The following is a 13,334-nucleotide window of genomic DNA, read 5'->3' on the forward strand; positions in this document are numbered from 1 at the left end:
GAGTGAGTTTGAGTTTATTTTAGTTGAATTTTTAGCTGCATTTTCTTTTAAATGCAGCTAAAATTAATGCACCCTTCTTTTATGAGTTTATTTAGAAAAATTAAACTATTGTCTATATTACTTTTTCTTTTTACATGTTTTAGCTGTAAAAAGAGTAACAAAGACGTTAGTAAAACAATAAAACCTGTTGAAAATAATACCGTTTTATACGATAGTGATGATGATGTATTACTAGACACTATCCAAAAACAAACCTTCAATTATTTTTGGGAAGGTGCCGAACCTAATTCTGGCATGGCTAGAGAACGCCTACACATGGATAACATCTACCCTACCTCACCAAAAAACACAGTAACCATTGGGGGAAGCGGATTTGGTGTTATGGCTATATTAGTAGGTGTAAAAAGAGAATTTATTACCAGAGAGCAAGCTAGAGAACGTTTATATAAAATTGTAAGTTTTTTAGAAACAGCAGATAAATTCCATGGTGTATGGCCCCATTGGCTTAATGGTGAAACAGGAAAGGTATTGCCATTTAGCAAAAAAGATAATGGCGGCGACTTGGTAGAAACCGCATTTTTGATTCAAGGTTTGTTAACAGTATCAGAATACTTTAAAGATGGCAATAAAGAAGAACAAAAACTAGTTGCAAAAATTGATAAACTATGGCGTGGCGTAGAATGGGATTGGTATACTAAAAATGGTGAAGATGTACTCTACTGGCATTGGTCTCCAGAATTTGGTTGGGACATGAATTTTCCCGTTGGTGGTTACAACGAATGCCTAATTATGTATATTCTAGCAGCCTCATCTCCTACACATTCAATAAAAAAATCTGTTTACCATAAAGGTTGGGCCAGAAACGGTAAAATAGTTTCAACTGAAAAATTCTATGACGAAGATTTGATTTTGGACTATTACGAACACGATAAATCACCTGTCGGCCCCATGTTTTGGGCACATTATTCCTATGTTGGTTTAAACCCGTATGGATTATCAGATACATACGCCGACTATTGGAAACTAGTACAAAATCAGGCAAGAATTCACCATAAACACAGCTTAAAAAACCCAAAAAACTATAAAGGGTATGGCGATAGTATTTGGGGTTTAACATCCAGTTATTCTATGAAAGGCTACAAAGGTCATAGACCAAACAACGATTTAGGTGTTATAGCTCCTACGGCTGCCCTGTCTTCATTTCCTTACACACCAAAAGAGAGTATGAAAATGCTAAAAAAGCTATATAAAGATCATGATTCATTAATAGGAAAATATGGGCCATACGATGCCTTCAGTTTTGAACATAATTGGTATACACCTCGATATTTAGCAATAGATCAAGGTCCTATTCCTTTGATGATTGAAAATTATCGCTCTGGAATGTTATGGGAATTGTTTATGGCAAATAAAGATGTTAAATCTGGACTAGACAAATTAGGATTTACGCATTCAAAAAAATGATTAATGATAAAACATTTTCACATACTCTTTCTTAGCTTTATAATGCTTTCGTGCTCTAGTGATAGTGGTCCAGGATATCAAGAACCTTACATTCCAGGTTCAGATGACGAGCCTGAAGTCATTACACCTCTCAATGATGAAGACATGATGAATTTAACTCAGAAAGAAACCTTTAAATATTTTTGGGATTTTGCTAATGTAGATTCTGGAGCAGCAAAAGAAAGATACCACCCCAACACCCCTACTTTAAATCAAAATGTAGTGACATCTGGCGGCACTGGTTTTGGGCTAATGAGTATTATCGTGGCGATAGAACGTAATTTCATTACCAGGGAACAAGGTGTTTCACGATTGAATAAAATCTTGACTTTTTTAGAGAATGCAGATCGTTTTCATGGTGCATGGTCCCACTGGATTGATGGAAGCTCTGGTACTGCTATTCCCTTTAGTACCAAAGATGATGGTGGCGATTTAGTAGAAACAGCATTTTTGGTTCAGGGACTAATTTGTATTAAAGAGTATTTAAAAGATGGAACCGATACTGAAAAATCACTCGCTCAAAAAGCTGATGACTTATGGAAAGGCGTAGAATGGAATTGGTACACACAAAATCAAGACGTCTTGTATTGGCATTGGAGCCCTAATCATGGTTTCGATATAAATTTAAAGCTCTCAGGATACAATGAAGTCTTAATCACTTATGTTTTAGCTGCAGCATCACCAGATTATAGTATCTCAAAATCGGTATATGAAAAAGGTTGGGCAAACAATGGAACGATTGTATCTTCAAGTTCGCAATATGGTTTCCCTTTGGTTTTAAAGCATGCAGGAGGTTCAAATTTAGGAGGCCCGCTATTTTTTAGTCATTATTCCTTTCTCGGATTAAACCCAAAAAACTTAACGGATCAATATGGAAATTATTGGGATCTAGTTGTTAATCACACAAAAATCAATCGACAATATTGCATCACTAACCCCAAAAACTATATAGATTATAGTGAAGACTGTTGGGGTTTAACAGCCAGTTATTCTCGAAATACAGATAATTCCATTGGGTATTCAGCCCATAGCCCATCTAATGATTTAGGTATTGTTTCCCCCACTGCGGCTGTAAGTTCAATTCCGTATACACCCAATGAATCTCTAAAAGTAATGCATTACATGTATCAAAATAAAGAGAAATTATTAGGCGCTGCAGGGTTTTACGATGCGTTTAGCCCACATAATAATTTTTGGGTTGCAGAAGCTTATTTAGCAATAGATCAAGGACCACAAATAGTAATGATTGAAAATCATAGAACGGGGTTACTTTGGAATTTATTCATGAAAAACGAAGATGTAAAAAAAGGGTTAGATAAACTAGGTTTCAACTACTAACACTAAAAACATGATTGAGAAGTTCAAACGATATACATTAATCTTATTTGTCTTAAGCATATCAAATTATATGATGGGACAACATGAAAATTTATATTCTGAAAAATCTTTTATAAGTCAATCAGATACCTTACAATACCGTATCATGTTGCCAAAGGATTTTGATGAATCTAAACAATATCCAGTCGTGTTATTTCTACATGGTGCAGGCGAACGCGGTAACAATAACAAAGCCCAATTGGTACATGGCAGTAAATTATTTGCTTCTGAAAAGAATAGAGTTGATTTCCCTGCCATCGTTATTTTTCCACAATGTCCTAAGAATTCATTTTGGGCAAGTACAAAAGTAGATAGAACTAAGAAACCAATAAAATTTGAATTTCCATTGCATGCAAAACCGACAAAACCCATGGAATTGGTCATGCAATTAATGGATAGCATGCTTTCAAAACCATATGTAAATAAGCACCAACTCTATGTTGGCGGTTTATCTATGGGGGGCATGGGAACTTTTGAAATCATTTACCGAAAACCAGCGTTATTTGCAGCGGCATTTTCTATTTGTGGTGCAGGAAACCCCGAAGCTACGAAAGCATATGCCAAAACCACGCCGTTATGGATATTCCACGGAGCAAATGATGATGTTGTTAACCCCCAATCATCAGTTGATATGGTAACCGGAATTTTAAAAAACGGTGGCAAACCAAATTTCACATTATACGCCAAAGACAATCATAATAGCTGGGATTCTGCTTTTGCTGAACCAGAATTATTGTCTTGGCTATTTTCTAATATCAAACATTAAATAATGAACAGACTAACCAAACCCTATAGTATTAGTTTTATACTATTGCTTTTATTTTTTAGCTGCAATACAACTAAAAAAAGTGAGAGTAAAGTTGAAATAGCCACATCTTTTGATGCTAAAGTGGATTCCTTAATGAGCTTAATGACCCTACAAGAAAAAATTGGTCAAACGGTAATGTATAGTGGTGGTTGGACGGTTACTGGGCCAGTAATAAGCTCACATAACAAAAAATATATAAAAGAAGGGAATGTCGGAGCCATGCTCAATGTGTATTCTGTAAAAGGCACAAGAGATTTACAAAAAATGGCCATTGAAGAAACCCGATTAGGGATTCCTCTGTTATTTGGTTATGATGTTATTCATGGATTTAAAACCATTTTCCCTATAAATTTAGGATTAGCAGCAAGTTGGGATTTAGAAGATATTGAAAAAGGATCCCGTATTGCAGCTGAAGAAGCATCTGCCGTAGGTATTCATTGGACGTTTGCCCCTATGGTTGATATAGGAAGAGATCCGCGTTGGGGGCGTATTTCTGAAGGCGCAGGCGAAGATGTCTATTTGGGAAGCGAAATTGCAAAAGCCTATGTAAAAGGGTTTCAAGGAGACGATTTATCAAAGCACAATACCATTATAGCCTGTGCAAAGCATTTTGTTGGTTATGGCGCCGCTCAAGCTGGTCGCGATTATCATACTGTAAATATGGGAGAAGACGAACTAAGAAATGTGTATCTGCCTCCATTTAAAGCCACAGTCGATGCTGGTGTTGAAACCTTTATGACTGCTTTTAATGAACTTAATGGTGTACCTGCAACAGGTAACAGATTTATCTTTAGAGATGTTCTAAGAGACGAATGGGGCTTTAATGGTTTTGTGGTAACAGATTATACAGCTATTAACGAATTGGTACCTCATGGATTTGCTAAAAACGAAAAAGAAGCAACCAAAATAGCCATGGATGCAGGCATTGATATGGATATGATGAGTGATGCAAATCGCTTATATCTAGAAGAATTAGTAAATGAAGGTCAAGTAGATGTCGCACTTATTAATGATGCATGTCGAAGAATTTTGTTAACCAAATACAAATTAGGGTTATTTGAAGACCCTTATAGATATTGCAATGAGCAACGAGAAAAAGAAGTGATTTACAAACCAGAATTTTTAGAAGCAGCACGAAAGTCTGCAGCCATGTCTTCAGTATTATTAAAAAATGAAGACAAAGCACTTCCGTTAGATAATAACCAAACCATTGCATTAATAGGGCCTTTAGCAAAAGATAAAGAGAACATTATTGGTAATTGGGCTGCGGCAGGTGACAGAAAAGATAAAGCCATAAGTGTATATCAAGGTATTAAAGAATATGTAAACGAAACCAAAATAACTTATGCTAAAGGTTGTGAGATTGAAGGTGACGATGACAGCGGTTTCCGAGCTGCTATTAAAGCTGCAAAAAACGCAGATAAAATACTCATGGTTCTTGGGGAAGATTACGATATGAGTGGTGAAGCAGCCAGTAGAACCAATATTAAACTACCAGGACGCCAAACAGACTTAATAAAAGCCATTAGACAAGCAGTACCCAATAAAAAAATCACTTTAGTCTTAATGAACGGTCGCCCGTTAGATTTATCTGAAGAAGTAGCACTAACAGATGCTATTTTAGAAACCTGGTACCCTGGCACTAGTGGCGGATTAGGTATAGCCGACGTTCTTTTTGGCAGCTATAATCCATCAGGGAAATTACCAGTTACTTTTCCAAGAACGCTAGGGCAAGTACCTATTTATTATAATATGAAAAATACGGGGCGTCCTATTCCTCCTAATAATCCAAAGGAAGATTATAAGTCTAATTACCTGGACGTTCCCAATACACCTTTATTCCCTTTTGGTCATGGTTTAAGCTATACCAATTTCGAATATTCCGATTTTAAATTGTCTGCAAATACCCTAGGGTTTTCAGACACATTAACAGCTTATGCTACGATCACTAATACTGGCGATTACGATGGTTATGAAGTGGTACAATTATATGTTCATGATAAAGTTGGTAGTATTACACGACCAGTGAAAGAACTTAAAGGTTTCAAAAAAGTTTTCCTTAAAAAGGGAGAAAGTCACACAGTGAGTTTTGATTTAACTGTTGAAGATCTAAAATTTTATAATAATGAAATCTTTACCGTTGAACCAGGTGAATTTGAAATAGCTATTGAAGGGAGTTCCGATTTTGATTTTGAGCACATCTTTACTCTAGAATAGTTGGTGTGAGTTCGATACAATTAAATTTATTAATCATTTAATTATAAACTAATTGACTTTAATATTAAGAATTTATTTGTCATTCCTGTAAAGGTTAGCTAATTAAAAACAAAAATGATGAGGTTGCCTATTATTACATTTCAAACGATTTATATTTTTTGTGTTTTAATATGTAGTGTGTTTTCATCTAAAATAGAAGCTCAAAATATCACTATAAACTCAGGGTGGCAATTTTCTTTAGGCAATAAAACATCAAACAATTGGGAAACCATAAACCTCCCACATACATGGAATAAAGACGATGCTTTTGATGATAAAAAAGGATATTACAGAGGTATTGGCTGGTATAAAAAACAACTATTCTTCTCTAAAACAAAACGCAATTTAATCCACTATCTTCACTTTAAAGGAGTCAATCAAGAAACTGATGTTTATGTAAACGGAAATCATGTTGGAAACCACAAAGGAGGCTACACAGCATTCAATTTCAATATTTCTAAATGGATACATTATGATGCTTATAATTTAATAGAAGTTAAAGTAAGTAATAGTCATAATAAAAACATTCCTCCATTAGATGCTGATTTTACATTTTACGGAGGCATTTACCGTGATGTAGAACTCGTTTCAAAACAGCAACAACATATCTCATTATCAGATTTTGCTTCTGAAGGGTTTTATGTAGATTACTATCATGTTTCAGAGGAAAAAGCAGGTGTTGAAGTCAAAGTATTGATTGATAACTTTGAACATTCAAGAACATCAAATGTTATACGTTTATCACTCTCTGATGCTGAAAATAACACCCTTCTAACAGAAAAAAGGAGTTTCAGTGTAAATGCAAATCAAACATCGGTACTAACTATTAAACTCCCTGAGATTAATACTCCTAAACTATGGTCTCCAGAAACTCCTTATTTGTATAAATTGCACGTATCATTATTAGATAAAAATGGTATTGTTTTAGATGAAAAATGGCAAAATATAGGTTTTCGTTGGGTCAGTGTTGATGCTAATAAAGGTTTATTTTTAAACGGAAAGCCTTATAAAATAATTGGAGTCAACAGACATCAAGACTACCAAGGCTACGGTAATGCTGTCCCCATACATCTTCAAAAAAAAGATATCCATTTAATAAAAAACATGGGAGCAAATATTATTCGATTTGCGCATTATCCGCACTCTCAGGATTTACTTAAATTATGTGATGAATTAGGGCTTTTGGTATGGTCTGAAATTCCAATAGTTAATAAGGTTACTAACAGCAAAGCATTCTACGATAGTTGTTTAACGATGCAAGAAGAACATTTAAAACAATATTATAATTATCCATCAGTAGTTATGTTTGGATATATGAATGAGATTTTTTTACGACTGGCTTTCGATAATAAATCAACAACAAAAGAAAAAGAAGATGCCAAAGTTTACACTTACAAATTAGCAAAACAGTTAGAAGATTTCACTAGAAAGCATGCGCCAAACAGACTTACTGTAATGGCTTTGCATTTCAATGAATTATACAACGACACAAAAATAGCAGACCTATCTATGCTGATTGGATGGAATTTATATTTTGGTTGGTATCATGATAAAATTTATGATTTGGGGACGTTTCTTGATGATCAGCATAAGCGATTCCCTAATCGATCTATCATGGTTTCTGAATATGGTCCAGGTGCCGATATTCGTATTGCTACTACAATACCAAAAAAATACGATTATTCTCAACAATATCAATTGCTACTACATAAAGGCTATTATCAACAAGTAGCTGAGCGTAATTTTGTTGCAGGTATGACTGCATGGAACTTTGCAGATTTTGGATCAGAATTTCGTGGTGATGCCATTCCGCATGTCAATCAAAAAGGGTTGGTACAATACAATCGAGAACCAAAAGATATTTATTATTGGTATAAAGCGGTTTTAAATCAACACGAATCTTTCGTTCACATCGCACTAAAGCATCAAAATATGTTGCATTTAGTAAATGAAACATCATACCCTATTTCTATATTTTCTAACCAAAAAGCAGGAAAACTATATATAAACGACGTGTTTTTTAAAGACTTAGAGTTTAAAAATGGGCTAGCTACAGCTTTAGTTTCTTTCACAGAAGGGGAGAATCATATTAAAGTAATAACCAACTCTTCAGAAGACAGCCATACCATTCAGGTAAATTTAATTGGAAATCTAAAAGAAGAAAAAATAGAAAGACTAGGCATTAATGTAGGATCACATTTTAATTTTATCGATTCAGAAAATCAAATAACATTTATAGCAGACAGACCTTATTCAAAAAATCTTTTTGGCTATTTAAATGGCTCCCCTTTTAATTTAAGTAAAGAAAAGCATCAAGGCATTCCTTATGATATAAGAAACACCAATTTAGAACCACTATACCAAACGATGCTTGAAGATTGCACAAAATATAAGATAGATATACCTAACGGATATTATAAAATCACACTCTATTTTGTAGAACCACAATTAAAGAATGATGCAGACATTATTTACAACTTAAAAACATCCAAAAAGGCTATAAACAATAAATCAAAACAACGTATTTTTAATATACTTCTAAACCAGACACTCGTTGAAAGTCACTTTAATATGGCTGAGCAATATCCAGAAAAGTATGGTATTGAAAAATCGGCTAAAATAAATATTAAAAATAATGAAGGGGTAACCATTTCCTTAAAACCTATGGAAGGTAAACCGCTTATAAGTGGTATTTTAATTGAAAATTTAAATTGATAATGGCTCATAAACTTTTAATTTTTCTCTTCTGCATAAGTTCTTTTGTGTTTTCACAAAAAAAAGCGACATATACGTATGCTATAAAAGGTGTTGACACTTTAAAACTAGATGTATATAGCCCTGAAAAAATAAAGGCGAATGACAGCCTTCCTGTTTTACTTTGGATGCATGGTGGAGGTTTTGCTGGAGGCACAAGAGACAACCCTCAAGAACAAAGGCTAGTAAAATATGTTACCACTAAAGGGTATATAGGCATATCAATATCTTATAGGTTATTATTGAAAAACTCAAAAATGGGTTCTGGCTGCGATTGTCCAAAAGTATTCAAACTGGACATATTCAAACAAGCTGCCATTGACTATTTAGATGCTACCAAATTTATAATTGATAATACATCAATATTACAAATAAACCCAGAAAAAATATTTGCTGGTGGCAGCAGTGCTGGTGCTGAAGGTATTTTAAACGCTGTTTATATGAAAGCACATTTTGCAGATGATTTAGAAAAATACAAAAATGTAAAATATGCTGGTGTTATTGCTTTGGCTGGTGCTTTGGTAAATGCAGAATATATTTCTAAAAATAACGCGTTACCAACTGTTTTGTTTCATGGAACCGATGACCCTTTAGTACCATATGCAAGTGCTCCACATTATTATTGCACAGCCGAAAAACCAGGATACCTATTATTAGATGGTTCTGAAACCATTGCTAAGAAATTAGATGATTTGGGAACCTCTTATTATTTCAATAAGGTTATTGGCGGAGGTCATGAATTATGTATGATTCCTTTTGATCAATTGGACACGATCATGCTGTTTTTTGAAAAAACAGTATTTAATTCTGAAATCATTCAAACGAAAAAAATAATAACTAAGAATTAATGAAAAAACTAATAGTCCTCATTTTAATTGCAAGTATTTTTCAATCCTGTAAGAATGAAAAAAAGGAACCCATTGCAGAAGTCTCTAAAAAAAGACCTAATATTATTTTCATCATGGCAGATGATCATGCTAGCCAAGCCATCAGTGCATATAAGCATCCTATTAGTCAATTAGCACCCACACCAAACATTGATAGGATTGCTACAGAAGGGACTATTTTTAGAAATAATTTTTGCACAAACGCTATCTGCGGCCCCAGTCGTGCTGTTATTTTAACAGGGAAACATAGCCATATTAATGGCTTTAGAATGAATGGAAACCGTTTTGATGGTAGTCAACAAACCTATCCAAAACTTTTACAAAAGGCAGGATACAAAACAGCGATGTTTGGAAAATGGCACTTACATGGGGCTCCAGAAGGTTTCGATTATTGGAATATTCTCCAAGATCAAGGTAATTATTACAATCCAGATTTTATATCGCTAAACCAACAAATTAAAAACATAGATACTACCAGAATTATTGGCTATGCAACAGACATTGTTACCGAAGATGCCATACAATATTTAGAAAAAATCAAAGACGATAGCCAACCTTTTATGCTTATGGTTCAACACAAAGCACCGCATAGAAACTGGATGCCCGCTTTACGTCATTTGAATTTATATGACTCCATTCAGTTTCCAATACCAGATACTTATTTTACAAATCATAAAGGGTCTACTGCCTCAAAAGAACAATATCAAACCATATACAGAGACATGTATGAAGGCCATGATTTAAAAATGACCAAGAAAAAAGGAAGTCCAGAATTAGCACACAATCCCTGGAAAACAGATTTTGATCGTATGACACCCGAACAAAGGGCAATCTGGGATAAAGCCTATCAACCAAAAAATGATGCCTTTCACGAAGCAAACTTATCTGGAAAAGACTTGGACATATGGAAGCTTCAAAGATATTTACAAGATTATCTGGCTACTATAGCAGCGGTTGACGAAAGTGTTGGTAAAATCCTGGATTATTTGGAAGCCAATCATTTATCTGAAAATACGATTGTGGTTTACACCACAGATCAAGGGTTTTATCTGGGGGAAAAAGGATGGTTTGATAAACGCTTTATGTATGAAGAATCCCTGGCAATGCCTATGTTAATGAAATATCCAGGCGTTATAAAACCTGGATCTGAAATTACCGCTCTAACACAAAATCTTGATTTTGCAGAAACTTTTCTTGATTTTGCTCAAATTGAAATCCCAGATGATATGCAGGGAAAATCTTTAAAACCTTTGCTTGAAAACACGGTTAAAGACACTCATTTTAGAGATGCTATATACTATCATTATTACGACTTTCCTGCTTTCCATATGGTAAAAAAAATGTATGGAGTAAGAACAAAACGGTATAAACTAATCCATGTATATGATGACGTTGATGAATGGGAGCTTTATGATTTAAAAACAGACCCCAGTGAGATTCATAATTTGATAAATGATGATAATTACAATGATATTGAACAAAACCTCAGAGCAAAATTAAAAGCATTACAAGTTCAATATCATGTCACTAACAAAGAGTTCGAGCGTGCTAATCCCGAACAAATTAAAAGAAATTATAAAGGTTTTGAACGCTTAAGAGGTCAACCCATGAAAGCTTATGAACACTAACTATTAAAAAACATGTACAAATTCACAAGTCTAATTATAACTATATGTCTGCTCTTTTCTTGTTCTGAAAAAACAAATAAAACCACAATAGCTTCACCAGACAAACAAATAAAAGTTCATTTCTTCCTTTCTAAAAAAAACGAACCATCTTATACAGTTCATTTTAAAAATGAAACCATTATTGACTCCTCTAAAATGGGGTTCGAACTAAAAGATGCCTTAGCATTAAATTCAAATTTCAAAATAGTAAACACTCAGGAATCAACAACTGATGAAACTTGGGACATGGTTTGGGGTGAAGATGCACAAGTGCGTAATCATTATAATGAACTTAAGATTGAACTGGAAGAAACTTCAGAGTTAAAAAGACGGTTAAATATCATCTTTAAAGTATACGATGATGGACTTGGTTTTAGATATGAGTTCCCTGAACAAGAGAATTTGACTAACGTAATCATTACAGATGAAAATACCGAGTTCAACCTTACAGAAGACCATAAAACATGGTGGATTCCCGGAGATTGGGATATTTACGAGTATCTATACAATACCACTAAGTTTTCAGAAATAGATGCTTTAAAACATTACGAACCAGGAGCGCATTTAGGACAGACTTATGTTCCCGAAAATGCCGTAAATACCCCCGTAACAATGAAAACAAATTCTGGGGTTTATTTAAGTTTTCATGAAGCAGACTTAACCAATTATGCGGGTATGACCTTAGCAGTTGATACAACAGACTTAAAAATGACAAGTGAATTGGTTGGCAATGATGAAAACATAAAAGTTAAACGTCAGACACCTTTTGAAACACCTTGGCGTACCATTCAAATTTCTGATAGCCCTGGCGGTTTAATAGAATCTAAACTCATTGTAAACCTTAACGAACCAAATACGGTTGATGATATGTCTTATTTTAAACCCACAAAGTATGTTGGCATTTGGTGGGATATGCACATTGGCACAGGAAATTGGGATTACTCTGGTAAATACCATGCTGCCAACACTAAATATGCCAAAGAAATGATTGATTTTGCTTCGGAACATAATATACATGGTATGTTGGTAGAAGGCTGGAATATTGGTTGGGAAAAATGGTGGGATAAAAGCAATAAGAAAGTACATTTCGATTTTGTAACACCTTATCCAGATTATGATTTGGAAGACATAACAAATTATGGGAAATCTAAGGGTGTTGCGTTGATCATGCATCATGAAACTTCCGCAGATATCATTCGTTATGAAACCCAATTAGATACTGCCTTTGCTTTAATGAAAAAACTTAATATCCATTCTGTAAAAACTGGTTATGTGGGTCGTATTATTCCAAAAGGTGAATACCATCACGGACAGTATATGGTAAATCATTATCAAAAAGTGTTAGAAAAAGGCATAGAAACTAATGTCGCAATAAATGCACACGAACCTATTAAAGCTACAGGAAAAAGACGCACCTATCCAGTCGCTATTTCCCGTGAAGGTGTTCGCGGACAAGAATATAACGCCTGGTCTAAAGATGGAGGTAATCCACCAGAGCATCTAACCATTGTGCCTTTTACAAGAATGCTGGGAGGTCCCATAGATTATACACCAGGAATTTTTAACACCACTTTAAAGCCATATAAAACAGACAATCAAATTAATACAACACTAGCCCATCAATTAGCTTTGTATGTTGTTTTATACAGCCCAGTACAAATGGTACCAGACCTAATTAAACATTACAAAGATCATCCAGCTTTTCAGTTTATTAAAGATGTAGGTGTAGATTGGAATACTTCTAAAGTTTTAGATGCCGAAATAGGTGATTTTATTGCTGTTGCACGTCAAGAAAAGGGAACAAAAAACTGGTTTATTGGTTGCATTACAGATGAAAATGCCAGAGTTGTTAAAATAGATTTGAAGTTTTTAGAAGCAGATAAAATCTATGTTGCTACACTATACCAAGACACACAAGATTCACACTACATAAACAATCCAGAAGTTTATAAAATTTCTGAACAAGAAGTAAATCATAAAACAATACTAGAGCTTAATTTGGCACCTGGAGGAGGTTGTGCAATCTCATTAATACCAAAAGAATAAATATTACAATGAAAAAAATAAGTGTCTTAGTACTAC

At 34.3% G+C, this 13,334-nt stretch carries 8 protein-coding genes; all 8 read left to right on the forward strand.

What is annotated here, in order from left to right; all coding sequences use genetic code 11:
* Nucleotides 1-81: 81 nt before the first annotated feature.
* The 8 genes from Q4Q39_RS16405 (at nt 82) to Q4Q39_RS16440 (ending at nt 13,298) form a co-directional block, all read left to right on the forward strand.
* Entirely contained in the window at nt 82-1,464 is a 1,383-nt protein-coding gene (locus tag Q4Q39_RS16405) for a glucoamylase family protein (RefSeq protein ID WP_425555652.1), read from the forward strand.
* Between the two features lie 3 nt (nt 1,465-1,467).
* Nucleotides 1,468-2,841 (forward strand): glucoamylase family protein, encoded by a 1,374-nt coding sequence (locus tag Q4Q39_RS16410; RefSeq protein ID WP_303283635.1) that lies wholly within the window; start codon nt 1,468-1,470, stop codon nt 2,839-2,841.
* Between the two features lie 10 nt (nt 2,842-2,851).
* On the forward strand, nt 2,852-3,646 hold the full coding sequence (locus tag Q4Q39_RS16415; RefSeq protein ID WP_303283636.1) for a carboxylesterase family protein: 795 nt from the start codon (nt 2,852-2,854) through the stop codon (nt 3,644-3,646).
* A gap of 3 nt (nt 3,647-3,649) precedes the next feature.
* A complete protein-coding gene (locus tag Q4Q39_RS16420; protein WP_303283637.1) occupies nt 3,650-5,905 on the forward strand; it encodes a glycoside hydrolase family 3 N-terminal domain-containing protein in 2,256 nt (751 codons plus the stop codon).
* 177 nt (nt 5,906-6,082) lie between these two features.
* Nucleotides 6,083-8,659: a glycoside hydrolase family 2 TIM barrel-domain containing protein gene (locus Q4Q39_RS16425; RefSeq protein ID WP_303283638.1), complete on the forward strand. Its 2,577-nt coding sequence runs from the start codon at nt 6,083-6,085 to the stop codon at nt 8,657-8,659.
* A gap of 47 nt (nt 8,660-8,706) precedes the next feature.
* Nucleotides 8,707-9,546: an alpha/beta hydrolase gene (locus Q4Q39_RS16430; protein ID WP_303283639.1), complete on the forward strand. Its 840-nt coding sequence runs from the start codon at nt 8,707-8,709 to the stop codon at nt 9,544-9,546.
* Nucleotides 9,546-11,213, forward strand: coding sequence for a sulfatase family protein (locus tag Q4Q39_RS16435; protein WP_303283640.1), 1,668 nt, complete (start codon nt 9,546-9,548; stop codon nt 11,211-11,213). Before Q4Q39_RS16430 ends, Q4Q39_RS16435 begins: the two co-directional genes overlap by 1 nt.
* Nucleotides 11,214-11,225: 12 nt before the next feature.
* Entirely contained in the window at nt 11,226-13,298 is a 2,073-nt protein-coding gene (locus Q4Q39_RS16440; protein ID WP_303283641.1) for a glycoside hydrolase family 97 protein, read from the forward strand.
* Nucleotides 13,299-13,334: the final 36 nt, after the last annotated feature.

It is taken from the genome of Flavivirga amylovorans (assembly GCF_030540875.1).
Lineage (GTDB): Bacteria > Bacteroidota > Bacteroidia > Flavobacteriales > Flavobacteriaceae > Flavivirga > Flavivirga amylovorans.

Coding starts and splice junctions, on each gene's coding strand:
- Q4Q39_RS16405 (WP_425555652.1), top strand. CDS start 82: ATGAGTTTATTTAGAAAAATTAAACTATTGTCTATATTACTTTTTCTT.
- Q4Q39_RS16410 (WP_303283635.1), top strand. CDS start 1,468: ATGATAAAACATTTTCACATACTCTTTCTTAGCTTTATAATGCTTTCG.
- Q4Q39_RS16415 (WP_303283636.1), top strand. CDS start 2,852: ATGATTGAGAAGTTCAAACGATATACATTAATCTTATTTGTCTTAAGC.
- Q4Q39_RS16420 (WP_303283637.1), top strand. CDS start 3,650: ATGAACAGACTAACCAAACCCTATAGTATTAGTTTTATACTATTGCTT.
- Q4Q39_RS16435 (WP_303283640.1), top strand. CDS start 9,546: ATGAAAAAACTAATAGTCCTCATTTTAATTGCAAGTATTTTTCAATCC.
- Q4Q39_RS16440 (WP_303283641.1), top strand. CDS start 11,226: ATGTACAAATTCACAAGTCTAATTATAACTATATGTCTGCTCTTTTCT.